Origin of the sequence: Salipiger marinus (assembly GCF_035481585.1) — a bacterium.
Taxonomy (GTDB): Bacteria; Pseudomonadota; Alphaproteobacteria; order Rhodobacterales; family Rhodobacteraceae; genus Salipiger; species Salipiger marinus.
The window spans coordinates 156439-172586 of sequence record NZ_JAYKSL010000004.1 but is presented as its reverse complement, the minus strand read 5'-3'; the positions used below and the strand labels follow the sequence as shown (position 1 = coordinate 172586).

The following is a 16148-nucleotide window of genomic DNA, read 5'->3' as shown; positions in this document are numbered from 1 at the left end:
CGCTCCCCCCCCACCCCCGGGATATTTCAGCCAAGAAGAAGTGCAAGCGCCGCGTAGCCGCACACCCGATGGTAAGGAATGAGGGCTAGCCTCTGGTCTGGTCGCGCCGGATGGAGGAAGATCATGAGACTGACCGTTCTCGACGGGGAAGAGCCGCAGATCCTGCGGGTGGACGAGCCGCGCATCGATTCTTCGGTGGCGATCCAGTTCAAGGATGCGGTGCGCGCCGCCGTCTCGCCGCAGGCCAGCCGGGTGGTGCTGGATCTGGGCGCGGTGGAGTTCATTGATTCGAGCGGGCTGGGGGCGATCGTGGCGGCGATGAAGGGCATGGGAGAGGGGCAGCGGCTGGATCTGGCGGTGCTGACGCCCATGGTCGACCGGGTGTTCCGGCTGACCCGGATGGACACGATCTTTGTCATCCATGACACGCTGGAGGCGGCACGCCGCGGCGCAGGACACTGACGCCCGGATCCGGGGAGGGGCGATGCCGCAGCAGGAGGTCAGCCGGAGCGACCGGATCTTCACGCTGGATCTGCGCAGCGCGCCGGAAGAGGTGCGCGCGGCGCTGGGGCTGGCCAGCGGCTGGCTTCTGGCGCGGGATCTGCCGCCGCAGGTGCGGGGCACGGTGGAGCTTGTGCTGGCCGAGGTGCTCAACAACGTGGTGGAACATGCCTATGGCGGCCTGTGCCGGGGCACCATCCATCTGGAAATCCTGCCAAGGGAGGGGCGCATCGACCTTGCGATCCGCGACACCGGCAGCGCCATGCCGGGCGGGCGGCCTCCGCCCGGCGACAGGGTGGATCTTGACGTGCCGGAGGCGGATCTGCCGGAGGGCGGGTTCGGCTGGTTCCTGATCCGCCATCTGGCCGAACGGGTGCGCTATCGCCGCGAAGCCGGGGCGAACGTGCTCGAAATCCGCATTCCGCTGCCGCCTTCGGCATGAAGTCCTTTTGCCACCGGCGACAGATCGGGGGCAGGTTTCGCGAAAATGCCGCAATCTGCCCGCAATCCTGCCCGGTTGGACCGTCATACCAAAGATGTAGCTGCCTAAAGCTTCCCTCGGCGTCACATCGAATCAGCCCCCACCTAAGGTGTGACGTCGAGGATTTCCCCCCATCCGGCCCCATCGCGCGGCGCTTCTGTGGAAGCGGCGCGTTTTTTGATTCGCGGGGCTGCGACAGGGACGGACCTGCCCCGCAAAGACCGCGAAGGCTCCGCATTTTCGCCCCGAAGACCGGCCATACAGAGAGGGTAGCTGCAACTGGCTTCCCTCGGTGCCGCACCAATTCAGCCCCCACCTGGAGTGTGGCACCGAGGTCTGCAGCCACTGATCCAGACGAAGCCAGATTGACCCCGCCCCGGCCCTGCCTATGCTCGCGCCGACATCACAGGGGGGATCATCAGACCATGCGCGATTTTCAGCTGCCCGGCCGGTCGGCCGTCTATGCCCGGAACGGCATCTGCGCCACATCCCATCCGCTGGCCGCAGAGGCGGCGGTGTCCATCCTCAAGCAGGGCGGCAACGCGGTGGATGCGGCGATTGCGGGCGCGGTGCTGCTGGGGCTGGCCGAACCGCAGATGACCGGCATCGGCGGCGACTGTTTTGCGCTGATCTCTCCGGCGCCGGGGGCCGAGGTGGTGGCGGTCAACGGCTCGGGCCGGGCGCCCAAGGCGGCGCAGGCCGCCGATCTGCGCGCGCGCGGGCTTTCCACCGTGCCGCTTTACGGGCCGGAGGCGGTGACGCTGCCCGGGGCCGTCGACGCCTTCTGCACCATGTCCGACCGCTGGGGGAAGCTGGGGCTGGCCGACAGCCTTGCCCCCGCCATCGCCTATATGGAGGAGGGTGTGCCGGTGGCGCCGCGCGTCGCCTTTGACTGGCAGGCCGATCACGGCGTGCTGCAGGGCGCGGCACGGCGGCATTTCCTGCAGGATGGCCGCGTGCCCCGGGTCGGCGACATCTTCCGCCTGCCCGGTCAGGCCGAGGTGCTGCGCCGCATCGCGCGTGACGGGCGCGCCGGGTTCTACGAAGGCGAGGTGGCCGAGGACATGCTGGCCACGCTGCAGGCGCTGGGCGGGCTGCACGAGGCAGAGGATTTTGCCGCCACGCGCTGCACGATTGGTGCGCCGATCTCGGGCCAGTATCAGGGCCGGACGCTGCTGGAACATGCGCCGAACGGGCAGGGGGTGACGGCGATCCTGCTGCTCAACATCCTAAAGCGGTTCGACATTGCCGCCCTTGATCCCTTTGGCGCCGAGCGCGCCCATCTGGAGGCGGAGGCGGCGAAGCTGGCCTATGACGCGCGCAACCGCTTTCTGGCCGATGCCGATCACATGACCAAGCTCGACCGGCTGCTGAGCGATGATCTGGCCGACCAGCTTGCCGCGCTGATCGATCCCAAGCGGGCCATGGCCGCGCCCGCGGAACTGAGCGAGGCGGTGCACAAGGACACGATCTACATCACCGTGGTGGATCGTGACCGCATGGCGGTGTCGCTGATCTATTCGATCTTCCACGGTTTCGGATCGGGCATCGCCTCCGAAAAATTCGGCATCCTGTTCCAGAACCGGGGCGCGGGCTTCACGCTGGCCGAGGGCCATCCGAACGAGATGCGCGGCGGTGCGCGCCCCATGCACACGATCATTCCCGCCATGCTGGCCGAGGGCGGGCGCGTGACCATGCCCTTCGGCGTGATGGGCGGGCAGTATCAGCCCAATGGCCATGCGCGGGTGATGTCGAACCTGAGCGATTTTGGCATGGATCCGCAAAGCGCGCTGGACGCGCCGCGCAGCTTTGCCACGGCGGGCGGGCTGGAGCTGGAACGCGGCTACCGGCCCGAGGTGCGCGCGGCGCTGGCGGAGATGGGGCATGACCTGCGCGAGCCCGCATCGCCCATCGGCGGGGCGCAGGCCATCCTGATCCATGACAGCGGCGTGCTGGAAGGGGCCTCCGACCCGCGCAAGGATGGCTGCGCCATCGGCTACTGACCGGAAGAAGACCGGGGGCGCAGCGAGGCGCCCCCGCAAGGCTCAGTAGCTGTAGGCGCCGTAGATGCGCGACAGATCGCCCTGCCAGTCGCCGTGGTAATGCTCCAGCAGTTCGTCGGCGGCGGTCTTGCCGCTGTCCACGCTTTCCTTCAGCGCGTTGAGGAAATGGGTCTCGTCGGGCAGAAGCCCGCCCGCGCCGGGGCAGGCGCGCGAGGTGAGCCCGGCTTCGGCGATGGCCAGCACCTCGCGCGCCAGATCGTGCATGTTGATGTTGCCCACCTGCGCCTGCAGCCCGTCGGTCGAGGCGGCGACGCGCAGCGCGTCGCGGGTCTGCGCATCCCAGCCCTTGACCAGATCCCATGCCGCATCCAGCGCGCCCTGATCGTAGGTCAGGCCGACCCACAGCGCGGGCAGCGCGCAGAGCCTGCGCCACGGCCCGCCATCGGCGCCGCGCATTTCGATGAATTTCTTCAGCCGCGCTTCGGGGAAGATGGTGGTCAGATGGTCGGCCCAGTCCGACAGGGTGGGCATCTCGCCCGGCAGGGCAGGCAGTTCGCCCTTCAGGAAATCGCGGAAGGACTGGCCGAGCGCGTCGATGTAATCGCCGTTGCGATAGACAAAATACATCGGCACATCGAGCGCGTAATCCACATAGCGTTCAAAGCCGAAACCGTCCTCGAACACGAAGGGCAGCATGCCGGTGCGCGCGCCGTCCAGATCGCGCCAGACCGCACCGCGGAAGCTTTTCATGCCATTGGGCTTGCCTTCGAAGAACGGCGAATTGGCAAAAAGCGCCGTGGCCACCGGCTGCAGCGCCAGCGCCACGCGCAGCTTCTGCACCATGTCGGCCTCTGACCCGAAATCGAGGTTCACCTGCACGGTGCAGGTGCGGCGCATCATCACCCGGCCCAGCGTGCCGACCTTGCCCATATAGCTGTCCATCAGCTTGTAGCGGCCCTTGGGCATCAGCGGCATGTCGTCGTGATGCCATTCCGGCGCGGCGCCCAGCCCGATGAAGCCCACGCCGATCTCGTCGGCGATGCCCTTCACCTCGCGCAGGTGTTCGTTCACCTCGTCGCAGGTCTGGTGGATGGTCTCCAGCGGGGCGCCGGACAGTTCCAGCGCGCCACCCGGCTCCAGCGAGACATTGGCATCGCCCTTGGTCAGCCCGATCAGCTTGCCCGCCTCGCGCACCTCGGCCCAACCGAAACGGTCGCGCAGGCCTTCAAGCACGGCAAGGATCGACCGCGGCCCCTCATAGGGCAGCGGCGCGTGGGTGTCGGTCAGATAGCCGAATTTTTCGTGTTCCGTGCCGATGCGCCAGTCGGATTTGGGCTTGCAGCCCGAGGCGAGATATTCCGCCAGCTGTGTCTGATGCTCGATCGGCCCGCCGCCGGTTTGAGGGATGGACATAAGGAAGGCTCCGATCTGGCTGCCGGTGGGTTCGGCGCTCAGGGATGGTCAGAATGACCGACCTTGTCAATGCAGACGGAGGGCGGCAGCCGCCGCGCGCGGCGCCTGCCAGATCATCACCGGACCCGCGCCCGGTTTCTGCATCAGGGCCAGCATCCGTTCGGTGCGCAGGTCGGGCAGGGTGGCAAAGGCGTCGAAAAGCTGGTCCGCCCCTTCGGCGGTCAGCGGGATGGCCAGCGTGGTGCCGTCATCGCTGCGCAGCAGCCAGTGCGGTGGCCGGGCGGACGGATCGAGCATCAGCCGGTCCAGCCGGTCCAGATCCGCGACCCCGCCGGTCAGCGGGCCGAAATAGGCGATCCGCCCCTCCAGCACCTGCACCACGCCCGGCCCGCCGGTGCCGATGCGGAAGCGTGCCCGCTGCACCCCGGCCACCAGCAGCACGGCGCCAAGCGCCACCACCACCCAGCCGATCCATGCCAGCAGCCCGCCGGTGAAGATCGCCCAGTAAAGCCCCAGCAGCGTCACCGCCGCCCCCGCCAGCACCTCGCGCCAGCGATGGATCTGCGCGCGGGCTTCGGGCCGAAGAAAGCTCATGCCTCTGCTCCTGCCCGTGCGGGCGCGCCTGCGGCGAAACCTCCGGCGGCGCGGGTCATTGCCAGTCTCCGCACTGCGCCTGCCACAGCGTCAGGGCCGCCACGGCGGCGGTGTCGGCGCGCAGGATCCGCGGGCCAAGGGCGATGGCCTGCGCGCGGTCCATCGCGTGCAGCCGGGCGCGTTCGCTGTCGGAAAAGCCGCCCTCGGGGCCGATCAGCACGGCGGCGGGGGCGGGGCTGCGCGCAAGTGCCGCGCCGGGATCACCCGCGCCCGCCTGTTTCTCGTCGCAGAACACCAGCGCGCGGTCGGGCCAGCAGGCCAGCAGCCGGTCGAGCCGGACCAGATCGGCCACCTCGGGCACGAAGGTGGCGCCGCATTGCTCCGCCGCCTCCACCGCATGGGCCTGCAGCCGGTCCTGCCGGATACGTTCGGAATTGGTGAATTCGGTCTGCACCGGCAGAATCCGCCGCACCCCCAGCTCCACCGCCTTTTCCACGATGAAATCGGTGCGGGCTTTCTTGATCGGGGCAAAGATCAGCCACAGGTCGGGCGGCGTGCCCTGCACCCGGGTCTGGCTGGCGCAGAGCAGCGTGCCGCCGCGTTTTCCCGCCTCCTCGACCTCGGCCCGCCATTCGCCATCGCGCCCGTTGAACAGCGCGACGGCGGCCCCGGAACCAAGCCGCATCACGGAAAAGAGATAATGTGCCTGCTCCCGTGTCAGGGGGACAGGTTGTCCCGCGCCCAGCGGGTGATCTACAAACAGTCGAACCTTGGCTTCCATGAGGCAGACCATATGACCCAACCCAGACCAGCGCCAGATCCCGCGGGCCATGTTTCCGATGCCGTGCGCGGCAACTGGGTCGACCACCGCGCGCCAAGCTGGGCGCGGCCCTATCTGCGGCTCAGCCGCGCCGACCGGCCCATCGGCACCTGGCTGCTGCTGCTGCCCTGCTGGTGGGGGCTGCTGCTGGCCATGGTGGCGGACGGGCAGGCGCGCTGGTTCGACCTGTGGATCTTTGCGGGCTGCGGGCTGGGCGCCTTTCTGATGCGGGGTGCGGGCTGCACGTGGAACGACATCACCGACCGCCATATCGACGGCAAGGTGGCGCGCACCGCCTCGCGGCCCATTCCCTCTGGTCAGGTCAGCGCCAAGGGCGCGCTGCTCTGGGCCGTGGCGCAGTGCCTTGTGGCGCTGGCCATCCTGCTGACCTTCCCGCCTATGGCGATTCTGCTGGGGGTGGTGTCGCTGCTGCCGGTGGCCATCTATCCCTTTGCCAAGCGGTTTACATGGTGGCCGCAGGTGTTTCTGGGCATCGCCTTCAACTGGGGCGCGCTGCTGGGCTGGACCGCGCATAGCGGCAGCCTCGGCTGGCCTGCGGTGATCCTTTATCTGGCGGGCATGGCGTGGACGCTGTTCTACGACACGATCTATGCCCATCAGGACAAGGAAGATGACGCGCTGATCGGGGTCAAATCCACCGCGCGGCTTTTTGGCGATGACCGCACGCCCGCATGGCTTGCCCGGTTTCTAGTGGCCACGGTGGCGCTGATGGGGCTGGCCGTGGTGCTGGCCGCCCCCCGGGGCGAGATTCTGCAGCTTGTGCTGCTGGCGGGCGGGCCATGGGCCATGGGCTGGCACATGATGTGGCAGCTGCGGCGACTCAACGTGACGGATAACGACGGACTTCTGCGGCTCTTCCGTTCAAACCGCGATGCGGGCCTGCTGCCTGTGCTGTTTTTCGCCACCGCGCTGGTGGCGTGATTGCGCAGGGGCGGACCGCGCCCTATCAGACCTTGGATGAATTTTAGGAAAGCGACGCGCCCATGCGCCTTTCACGGCTGCTCATTCCCATTGCCGCCCTTCTCGCCGCAGCGCTGCTGTGCGTGGTGGCGGCGTTCTTTTCCGTCCGCCTTGTCGAGGACAATTCACGCGACAGCGTCGCCTCGGCGCTGACCCGCGACGGACAGGACTGGGCGGAGGTCGATGTCAACGGATTGCAGGTCTTTCTGATCGGCACCGCCCCGGACGAGGCCGCGCGGTTCCGCGCCATGACCGTCGCGGGATCGGTGGTGGATTCGGCGCGGGTCATCGACCAGATGCTGGTGGCCGAGGGCGACGATCTGGCGCCGCCGCGCTTTTCGATGGAGATCCTGCGCAACGATGCGGGGATCTCGGTGATCGGGCTGGTGCCCTCTTCCTCGGATCGCGACCGGCTGATGGCGGGGTTCGCCAATATGGCGGGCGAGACGGCGCAGGTGTCGGACCTGCTGGAGGAGGCGGAGTTTCCCGCCCCTGACGGCTGGCGGGATGCCGTGACCTTCGCGCAGCGGGCGCTGCGCGATCTGCCCCGGTCCAAGGTGTCGGTCGCGGCGGGTCAGGTGCATATCAAGGCCATGACCGAAAGCGAGGAGGACCGCCGCCGGATCGAGGCGGATCTGCGCCGCCGCCTGCCCGAAGCGGTGGCGCTGACGCTGGATCTGTCGGCGCCGCGTCCGGTCATCAGCCCCTTCACCCTGCGCTTCGTGATCGACGAGGGCGGCGCGCGGCTTGATGCCTGTTCCGCCGATACCGAAGAGGCGCGGGACCAGATCCTTGCCGCTGCGAAAAAGGCGGGCGTGTCCGGGGAGGCCACCTGCCGTCTGGGTCTGGGCGTGCCCTCCAGCCGCTGGGGCGAGGCGGCGGCGCGCGGCATCGCGGGTGTTGCGGAACTGGGCGGCGGCTCCATCACCTTCTCCAACGCCGATGTGGCGCTGCTGGCGGTGGAGGGCACCGATCAGGGGCTGTTCGACCGCGTGGTGGGCGAGCTGGAAAACGGCCTGCCGGACGTGTTCGCACTGCATGCCGATCTGCCGCAGCCGCCCGAGGCCGCCGAACAGGGCCCGCCGGAATTCACCGCCACGCTCAGCCCCGAAGGCGCGGTGCAGCTGCGCGGGCGGATCAATTCCGACCTGACCCGCCAGACCGCCGACAGCTTCGCCAAGGCGCGGTTCGGCTCGGGCGCGGTCTATACCGCCGCCCGCGTGGTGGAGGGACTGCCCGCCAACTGGCCCGCACGGGTTCTGGCCGGGCTGGAGGCGCTGGGATCGCTTGCCAACGGATCGGTGCGCGTCACCCCCGACCTGATCGAGGTGCGCGGCACGACCGGCAATTCCGAAGCCAGCGCCGACATTGCCGCGCTGCTGCTCGACAAGCTGGGCGATGCCGAAGAATTCGACATCGCCGTGACCTATGACGAAAAGCTGGACCCGACGCTGGGCATTCCCACCCCCGAGGAATGTGTGGCGCAGATCACCGGCATCATCGGCGACCGCAAGATCAGCTTCGAGCCGGGATCGGCCACGCTGGATGCCTCGGCCAAGGACATCATGGATGACATCGCGGAGCTGCTGCAGCTGTGCGGGGACATCCCGCTGGAAATTCAGGGCCATACCGACAGTCAGGGCCGCGACGAGATGAACCAGCAGCTGAGCCAGAGCCGGGCGCAGTCGGTGCTGGACGCGCTGCGCAACCGCCGGGTGCTGGTGGCGGGCTATACCGTGACCGGCTATGGCGAGACCCAGCCGATCGCGGATAACGGCACCGAAGAGGGCCGCGAATCCAACCGCCGGATCGAGTTCAAGCTGATCGAAGCCGAACCGGCGGTTGACGAAACGGACGCGGTGGAGGAAACGGAAGCGGACGCAGAAGACGGGGACGGCGCGGCAGAGGCAGAACCTGACGCGCCGGAAGAAGGGACCGGGGAATGAACCGCACCGAATTCATCATCGCAACGGCGATCATTCTCTTTGTGGCCTTCTGCACGGGCTGGTTCGCGAACTGGCTGATCCATCGCTTCAAACGGGTCTCTCAGGCCGATGTGGACCAGCTTGAAAAGATGAGTCAGGAACTGCACGAGGCGGAAGAAACCCGCGATCAGGCCATCACCTATCTGCAGCAGCGCGAAGCGGAACTGACCAACCAGCTGGCCCAGACCGAGGCGGAACTGTCTGCCGCCATGGAAGGGCTGCGCGAGGCCCGGCACGAGGCCGAGGATCTGCGCAGCTGGATCGAACGTCACCATACCGGCACCGCCTGACCGCGCGGCGCCGACCGATCAGGAACGGAACACGGATGTCTTTTGTCACGCTGGTGCGCCACGGGCAGGCCAATACCCACGCCCGCGACGAAGCAAGCTATGACCAGCTGAGCGATCTGGGCCGCCAGCAGGCGCGCTGGCTCGGCGACCATCTGCGCGCCACGGGCGAGGTTTTTGCCCGCGCCTATTGCGGCACGCTGGAACGCCATGTGGAAACCGCGCGCGAAATGGCCTTGGATCTGGAGGTGGTGCGCGACCCCCGGCTGAACGAGCTGGAATATTTCACCATGGCGCAGCTTCTGGAAACCCAGCACGGCGTCGCCATGCCGGTGGACCGCGAAGCCTTCGTGCTGCATCTGCCGCGCGTGTTCAGCTACTGGCGCGAGGACCGGCTGGAGGGCGCCCCGGAAACCTTCGCCGATTTCGAGGCCCGCGTGCGTGACGTGCTGGCCGACATCGCGGCGGGAGAGGGGCGCGCCATCGCCATCACCTCGGGCGGGCTGATCGGCATGGCGATGCGGGTGACCATGGGGCTGGAAATGCAGGCGCTGGCCCATGCCTGCATCGCGGTCGAAAACTCCTCGCTGCACCGGTTTCAGCCGCTGCCCACCGGGCTTGCGCTGACGCTGTTCAACGCGGTGCCGCATCTGGAAAGCCCTGACCGCGCGCTGATGCGCACCCATCTCTGAGGATCTGACGGAACCATGACACATCTGTGGGTGCGCGCCGAACCCCGCGCCAACGAGCAGCGGGTGGGGATCACCCCCGAAGGTGTGGCGGCGCTGCGGGCGTCGGGGATGCGGGTCACGGTCGAGGACAGCGGCGCCCGCGCCATCGCCATCGCTGGCTACCGCGCCGCCGGGGCGGAGATTGCCCCCGAAGGCAGCTGGCCCGCAGCCCCCGCCGAGGCGCTGATCTTCGGGCTGAAGGAACTGCCCGAGGATGGCACGCCGCTGCGCCATCGCCACATCATGTTTGGTCATGGCTTCAAGGGCCAGCCCGCCGGGCAGGTGCTGCTGCGCCGCTTCCGCGCGGGGGGCGGCACGCTTTACGATCTGGAATATCTCACCGATGCGCAGGGCCGCCGGGTGGCGGCGTTTGGCTACTGGGCGGGCTATGCCGGGGCGGCGGTGACGCTGCTGGCATGGGCGGCGCAGGCGCGGGGCGGCATCTGCCCGCCGGTGTCGGTCTGGGCCGATGCGGGCGCGATGGAAGGTGCGGTGCGCGACGCGCTGGATGCCACGGGCAGCCGTCCGCGCGCGCTGGTCATCGGGGCGCTGGGGCGTGTCGGCACCGGCGCCACCGATCTTTGCGCCAAGTCGGGGGTGGAGGTCACGCAATGGGACATGGCCGAGACCGCGCATGGCGGACCCTTCCCCGCGGTGCTGGCGCATGAGGTCTTTTTCAACTGCATCCTCGCGCGGCCCGGCGCGCCTGTTTTCATGCCAAAGGAGGCGCGGCAGGCAGAGCGGCGGCTGCGCGTCATCGGCGACATTGCCTGCGATCCCGACAGCGATTTTTCCCCGGTCAAGGTCTATGACCGCGTCACCGACTGGCAGGCGCCGGTGATCCGCACCCATGAGGCGCCGGTGCTGGATGTCATGGCCATCGACAACCTGCCCTCGCTGCTGCCCCGCGAAAGCTCCGAGGATTTTGCCGCCCAGCTTCTGCCGCATCTGCGGGCGCTGGATCAGCTGGATGCGGGCGTCTGGGGCCGGGCGGCCACGGTCTTCCGCGACTATCTGGCCAACCGGCTGTAAACTCAGCCGCCCGGCGGGGCGCCTTCGTCCTGATCGCCGGGCAAGGGGCGCGAGGTGGCGCGGCAGATGTCGCGCAGCGCATTGCGCAGGCCCTCTTCCAGCGTCGGATGGTAGAACGGGCGCGACAGCAGATCAGAGGCGGTGTGGCCTTCGGTGATCGCCCAAGCCAGCAGATGACCCAGATGTTCGCCCCCGGGCGCGCAGATTTCGGCCCCGGTCAGGCGCCCGTCGGGGGCGGCGGCCTGCAGCAGCACCTGCCCATGGCCGCGCGCCTCCACCCGGGCGCGGCCCTGATCGCCGTAATCCGACCGCCCGGTCAGCGCCTCGCCCTGCGGTGCACGGCCCACCTGCACCACCGGCGGGTCGGTGAAGATCATGCTGAACGGCACCATGCGCGCGGAGCGCACCACCGCAGGCCATGCCACCGCGTTGCGCCCGGCAATGGCGCCCTCGGCAGAGGCTTCGTGCAGCACCGGACGGTCGGCATTGGCATCACCCGCGATGAACACCGGCGCCTCGCCGCATTGCAGGGTTTCGCGGTCAAAGACCGGCACGCCATGATCGTCCAGCGTCAGCCCCGCCGCCTCCAGCCCCAGATCCCGGACATTCGGCGGGCGCCCGGCGGCGAGCAGCACGCGGTCGAATTCCGCAGATCCGCCCTCCCAGCTAAGCCGCACCGCCTCGCCCGCATCCTCGGGCGTGGCCTTGGTGCCCAAATGCAGCACCATCTCGCGGCGCAGGGTGGTCAGCAGCGCCTCGTGCACGGCATCGTCGGCAATCCCGCCCAGCCGGTCGGCATGGTCGAAGAGCGTCACCTCGACCCCGAGCCGCGCCATGGCCTGCGCCAGTTCCAGCCCGATGGGCCCGGCGCCGATCACCGCCAGCCGCTTCGGCAGATCGGGCAGGTCGAACACCGTCTGGTTGGTCAGCACCCGGTCGCCCAAATCCTTGAACGGGCCGGGCACCACCGGCGCCGATCCGGTGGCCAGCACCACGGCGCGGGCGCTGACACGGCGGCCATCCTCCAGCACCAGCTCGCCCGGTGCGGTGAACCGGGCGCGGGACTGCACGCAGGTGCCTTCGGGCAGGGTCTCGAACCCCTCCTTGGTGCTGGCAACAAAGTCATCGCGCAGGGCGCGGACGCGGGCCATCACCGCCGCGCCGTCGATCTGCGGCGGCTGGGTCATGACCCCGAATTCCGGCGCCAGCCGCACGCCATGGGCGGCATTCCCGGCGGCGATCAGCAGCTTGGACGGCATGCAGCCCACCGTGGCGCAGACAGTGCCCGCAAAATAGGGGTCGATCAGCAGGGTCCGCGCGCCTGCCTTGCGCGCGCTGCGTTCGGCGGCAAGCCCGGCGGTGCCCGCGCCCAGAATGGCCACGTCGCAGCTGAGATCGGTCATGTCCTGTCCTTTCGGGTGCATTGCGGCGCGCGCCTGTCGTCCGCCCGCCGCATCCTCAACCAAGCCGCCGCCTCCCGGGTTCCGTCGCGGCGGCGGGAACCTCGGGGCGTTCGGGGCTGTTGGACATCAAAGCCCGGGCCGCTGCGCGCCCCCCAGCCACGGAGTTCCCATGCAGACTACCCTGACAGTGAACGGTCACACGCGGAGCGTGGACCATGACCCACGCACCACGCTGCTGGACGCCCTGCGCGACAGCCTGCGTCTGACCGGCACCAAGAAAGGCTGCGATCATGGCCAGTGCGGCGCCTGCACCGTGCTGGTCAACGGTCGCCGCATCAATGCCTGCCTGACGCTGGCTGCCATGCATGACGGCGACGAGATCACCACCATCGAAGGTCTGGGCGAGCCCGGCGCGCTGTCGCCGCTGCAGCTGGCCTTCGTGTCCTGTGACGGCTATCAGTGCGGCTTCTGCACCTCGGGGCAGATCATGTCGGCCACCGGCATGCTGGAGGAACTGGCGCGCGGCGATCCCTCGCATGCCTCGCCCGATCTGGCGCAGGTCAGCGCCGATGATGCCGAAATCGCCGAACGGATGAGCGGCAATCTCTGCCGCTGCGCCGCCTATCCGTTCATCCGCGAGGCGATCAGCCTTGGCGCAAAGGGGCAGCGGTCATGAGAGCGTTTGACTACACCCGCGCCGAAAGCCTTGATCAGGCTGCCGCCGCACTGGATCCTGCGGCCAGCGTGATCGCGGGCGGCACCAACCTGCTTGATCTGATGAAACTGCAGGTCATGACCCCCGAGAGGGTGGTGGACATCACGCGCCTGCCCGGTCTGGACGCCATCGAGCCCGAGGGTGAGGGGCTGCGCCTTGGCGCGCTGGTGCGCAATTCCGATCTGGCCGCCGATCCGCGCATCCGCGCGCGCTATCCGCTGCTGTCCCGCGCGCTGCTGTCCGGCGCGTCGGGCCAAATTCGCAACAAGGCGACCACCGGCGGCAACCTGCTGCAGCGCACCCGCTGCCCGTATTTCTATGACCCGTCCATGGCCTGCAACAAACGCGAGCCCGGCACGGGCTGCGCGGCACAGGGCGGCGTGGGGCGGATGCTGGCAATCTTTGGCACCTCGGACGCCTGTCTTGCCGCGCATCCTTCGGACATGGCTGTGGCGCTGCGCGCGCTTGACGCCAAGGTGGAGGTGCGCAGCCGCGATGGCGGGCTGCGTCGGCTGGCGCTGGACGAGCTTTACCGCCTGCCGGGCGACCGCCCCGATCTGGAAACCACGCTGGCCGCAGATGACCTTATCACGGCCGTGATCCTGCCCGCGCCGGTGGCGGGATCGGTTCAGGCCTATCGCAAGGTGCGCGACCGCGCCTCCTATGCCTTTGCGCTGGTGTCGGTGGCTGCCGTGATCCGCATGGATCAGGGCCGCATCGGACAGGTGGCGCTGGCCTTTGGCGGCGTGGCGCCGCGCCCGTGGCGCGATGCGGGCCTTGAGGCGATGCTGCATGGCAAAACGCCCGACGAGGCGCTGTTCCGCGAGGTGGCGCAGCGGCTGACCGCCGATCCCGCGCCCAATCCCGATACCGAGTTCAAGCGCCCGCTGCTGCGCCGCACGCTGGTTGCGGTGCTGCGCGAGGCGACCGGGCTCGCCCAACCCTCCATCGGCACCGATGCCACGAAGGACGCCGCATGACCCAGACTTTCCGCATGGACAAGCCGCAGCCCCGGCTGCTGGACGAAACCCGGCAGGGCGTGATCGGCACGCCCATGGACCGGCCCGATGGCCCGCTGAAGGTCAGCGGTCAGGCCACCTATACCGCCGACGCGCTGCCCGAGGGCTGCGTGCATGGCATGCTGGTGCGCGCCACGGTGACGCGGGGCCATCTGCGCGACATCGACCGCGACAGCATCGCCGACATCCCGGGCCTGCTGGCGGTGGTGCGCGACCCGCGCTTCCTGCGCAACCCGGCGCAGGGCATGGCCGGGGAGGCGCCGGACCAGCCGGGCGACCGCATCGACTATCACGGCCAGCCGGTGGCGCTGGTGGTGGCCGAAACCTTCGAGGCGGCGCGCGACGGGGCGCTGCGGCTGAAGCTGCGCTTTGACAGCGTGGCGGCAGAGGTGGACCCGGACCATGCCACCGAGGTGGAGCCGCAGGATCCGACCGAGAGCGGCGACTGGGACGCCGCATGGTCCGGCGCCGCGCATCAGGTCGATGTGGTCTATACCACGCCCTGCCATGCGTCGGCAGCGATGGAGCCGCATGCCGCCGTGGCCGAATGGCAGGGCGACCGGCTGATCCTGCGCGGCGCGCTGCAGATGCTGCGTTTCAACCGCAAGGAACTGGCCGATGCGGTGGGGATCCCGCCCGAACAGGTGCAGATCCTCGCGCCCTATGTCGGCGGCGGCTTCGGCTCCAAGCTGGGCATCGGCACCGAGGCGGTGGCGGCGGCGCTGGCCGCGCGCGAACTTGGCCGCCCGGTGCGCGTGGTCATGGCCCGGCAGACCGTGTTTGACGCCGTGCTGCGCCGCACCGAAACGCGTCAGCACCTGCAGCTGGCCGCCGATGCCGAAGGGCATCTGCTGGCGCTGGGCCATGACGACCGGGTGTCGAACCTGCCCGGAGAGGAATTTGCCGAACCGGTCAGCAGCGCCTCGCAGTTTCTGTACGGCGCCCGCGCGACGCGGTTCCGGCAGGACATGGTGCGGGTGCATCGCGTGGGCTCAGGCTCGGTCCGCGCCCCCGGCGAGGCGGTGGGGGTCATCGCCATCGAGGCGGCGATGGACGAGCTTGCCGACGCGCTGGGCATGTGTCCGGTGGAGCTGCGGCTGCGCAACCTGCCCGACCAGCACCCGGTGACGGGACAGCCCTTCAGCGCCCGCGGGCTGGTCGACTGCCTGCGCGAAGGGGCAAAAAGCTTTGGCTGGTCCGACCGGCAAGCGCCGGGGGCGCGGCAGGAGGGCGACTGGCTGATCGGCATGGGCATGGCCTCGGCGGCGCGGCCCAACATGCTGGTGAAATCCGCAGCCCGGGTGCGGCTCTCTGCCGAAGGTGCCGTGGTCGAAACCGACATGACCGATATCGGCACCGGCACCTATGCCGTGCTGACGCAGGTCGCCGCCGAAATGCTGGGCCTGCCGCCGGGGCAGGTGACGGTCAAGCTGGGCGATACCGATCTGCCGGGGGCCTCCGGCTCTGGCGGCTCGTTCGGCGCCAGTTCCTCGGGCTCGGCGGTGTTTCTGGCCGCGAAAAAGATCCGCGACCGGCTCGCCGCGAAGCTGGGCTGCGCGCCCGAGGATCTGAGCCTGCAGGACGGGTTGGCGCGCGGCGCCAATCTGGAGGCGCCGATCAATGATCTGCTGGCGGGCGACGTGTTCGTGGAAGAGGCCGAGATCAAGGGCGGCAAGACGGCGGAAAGCCATTTCTCTGCCGGGTTCGGCGCGCATTTCTGCGAGGTGGCGGTGCATCGCTGGACCGGCGAGGTGCGGCTGCGCCGGATGCATGGCACCTTTGCCATGGGCCGGGTGCTGAACGAGAAAACCGCCCGGTCACAGGCGGTGGGCGGCATGATCTGGGGGGTGGGCTCCGCCCTGCACGAGGACATGTCCCATGATCCGCGCACCGGCCATGTGGTGACCCGCGATCTTGCCAATTACCACATCGCCGCCCATGCCGACATTCCGCGCGACATGCAGGTGGTGTTTCTGGAAGAGCGCGACGATTTCGCCAACCCGCTGCAGAGCAAGGGCGTGGGCGAGCTGGGCATTTCCGGGGCAGGGGGCGCGGTGCTGAACGCCATCCACAACGCCTGCGGCGTGCGCATCCGCGACATTCCCGCAACGCCCGACCGCGTCATCGCCGCGCTGGAGGCGGCGGGACGCTGAGGCAGGGCGCCGCGCCCGGCACGATCCGGG

At 69.0% G+C, this 16148-nt stretch carries 15 protein-coding genes; 11 read left to right on the top strand and 4 right to left on the bottom strand.

Translation table 11 applies throughout. The features are described 5' to 3' along the window. The first annotated feature begins 123 nt into the window (after nucleotides 1-123). The 3 genes from VK682_RS07305 (at nucleotide 124) to VK682_RS07295 (ending at nucleotide 2985) form a co-directional block, all read left to right on the top strand. Nucleotides 124-462: an STAS domain-containing protein gene (locus VK682_RS07305; RefSeq protein WP_089845824.1), complete on the top strand. Its 339-nt coding sequence runs from the start codon at nucleotides 124-126 to the stop codon at nucleotides 460-462. 22 nt (nucleotides 463-484) lie between these two features. Next, the gene (locus VK682_RS07300; protein ID WP_324781611.1) at nucleotides 485-943 is read left to right on the top strand and encodes an ATP-binding protein; all 459 of its coding nucleotides are present in this window, start codon (nucleotides 485-487) and stop codon (nucleotides 941-943) included. Between the two features lie 464 nt (nucleotides 944-1407). Further along, nucleotides 1408-2985 carry a gamma-glutamyltransferase family protein gene (locus VK682_RS07295; protein WP_324781610.1) on the top strand — a complete coding sequence of 526 codons (1578 nt, stop codon included), beginning with the start codon at nucleotides 1408-1410 and terminating at the stop codon, nucleotides 2983-2985. Between the two features lie 42 nt (nucleotides 2986-3027). On the opposite strand, the gene VK682_RS07290 is transcribed toward VK682_RS07295, so the two are convergent. The 3 genes from VK682_RS07290 to VK682_RS07280 form a co-directional block, all read right to left on the bottom strand. After that, nucleotides 3028-4398 carry a glutamate--cysteine ligase gene (locus tag VK682_RS07290; RefSeq protein WP_324781609.1) on the bottom strand — a complete coding sequence of 457 codons (1371 nt, stop codon included), beginning with the start codon at nucleotides 4396-4398 and terminating at the stop codon, nucleotides 3028-3030. 66 nt (nucleotides 4399-4464) lie between these two features. Then, nucleotides 4465-4992, bottom strand: coding sequence for a hypothetical protein (locus VK682_RS07285; RefSeq protein WP_089845818.1), 528 nt, complete (start codon nucleotides 4990-4992; stop codon nucleotides 4465-4467). Nucleotides 4993-5047: 55 nt separating this feature from the next. Next, a complete protein-coding gene (locus tag VK682_RS07280) occupies nucleotides 5048-5773 on the bottom strand; it encodes a 16S rRNA (uracil(1498)-N(3))-methyltransferase (RefSeq protein WP_230795418.1) in 726 nt (241 codons plus the stop codon). A 12-nt stretch (nucleotides 5774-5785) separates the two neighbouring features. Between VK682_RS07280 and ubiA the strand changes: the two genes are divergently transcribed. The 5 genes from ubiA to VK682_RS07255 all read left to right on the top strand — a co-directional run bounded on the left by ubiA (nucleotide 5786) and on the right by VK682_RS07255 (nucleotide 10828). Beyond that, entirely contained in the window at nucleotides 5786-6754 is a 969-nt protein-coding gene (gene ubiA / locus VK682_RS07275) for a 4-hydroxybenzoate octaprenyltransferase (RefSeq protein ID WP_380715994.1), read from the top strand. A gap of 62 nt (nucleotides 6755-6816) precedes the next feature. Then, the gene (locus VK682_RS07270) at nucleotides 6817-8739 is read left to right on the top strand and encodes an OmpA family protein (RefSeq protein ID WP_230795416.1); all 1923 of its coding nucleotides are present in this window, start codon (nucleotides 6817-6819) and stop codon (nucleotides 8737-8739) included. Next, nucleotides 8736-9068: a hypothetical protein gene (locus tag VK682_RS07265; RefSeq protein WP_089845812.1), complete on the top strand. Its 333-nt coding sequence runs from the start codon at nucleotides 8736-8738 to the stop codon at nucleotides 9066-9068. Before VK682_RS07270 ends, VK682_RS07265 begins: the two co-directional genes overlap by 4 nt. A gap of 35 nt (nucleotides 9069-9103) precedes the next feature. Then, on the top strand, nucleotides 9104-9757 hold the full coding sequence (locus VK682_RS07260) for a histidine phosphatase family protein (protein WP_230795415.1): 654 nt from the start codon (nucleotides 9104-9106) through the stop codon (nucleotides 9755-9757). A 15-nt stretch (nucleotides 9758-9772) separates the two neighbouring features. Beyond that, nucleotides 9773-10828, top strand: coding sequence for a saccharopine dehydrogenase (locus VK682_RS07255; RefSeq protein WP_230795414.1), 1056 nt, complete (start codon nucleotides 9773-9775; stop codon nucleotides 10826-10828). 2 nt (nucleotides 10829-10830) lie between these two features. Here the strand turns inward: VK682_RS07255 and VK682_RS07250 are convergent, their stop codons facing one another. Then, nucleotides 10831-12231, bottom strand: coding sequence for a dihydrolipoyl dehydrogenase (locus VK682_RS07250; protein ID WP_230795413.1), 1401 nt, complete (start codon nucleotides 12229-12231; stop codon nucleotides 10831-10833). A gap of 169 nt (nucleotides 12232-12400) precedes the next feature. Here VK682_RS07250 and VK682_RS07245 point away from each other — a divergent pair, with 169 nt between their 5' ends. From VK682_RS07245 to VK682_RS07235, 3 genes are read left to right on the top strand one after another with little or no spacing between them, the layout of a single operon-like run. Continuing rightward, complete coding sequence (locus VK682_RS07245) at nucleotides 12401-12907, top strand: 2Fe-2S iron-sulfur cluster-binding protein (RefSeq protein WP_324781608.1); 507 nt, start codon at nucleotides 12401-12403, stop codon at nucleotides 12905-12907. After that, entirely contained in the window at nucleotides 12904-13926 is a 1023-nt protein-coding gene (locus VK682_RS07240) for an FAD binding domain-containing protein (RefSeq protein WP_230795411.1), read from the top strand. The genes VK682_RS07245 and VK682_RS07240 overlap by 4 nt, the downstream gene beginning before the upstream one ends. Further along, nucleotides 13923-16118, top strand: a complete 2196-nt coding sequence (locus tag VK682_RS07235; RefSeq protein ID WP_230795410.1) for a xanthine dehydrogenase family protein molybdopterin-binding subunit — start codon at nucleotides 13923-13925, stop codon at nucleotides 16116-16118. The genes VK682_RS07240 and VK682_RS07235 overlap by 4 nt, the downstream gene beginning before the upstream one ends. Nucleotides 16119-16148 lie beyond the last annotated feature (30 nt).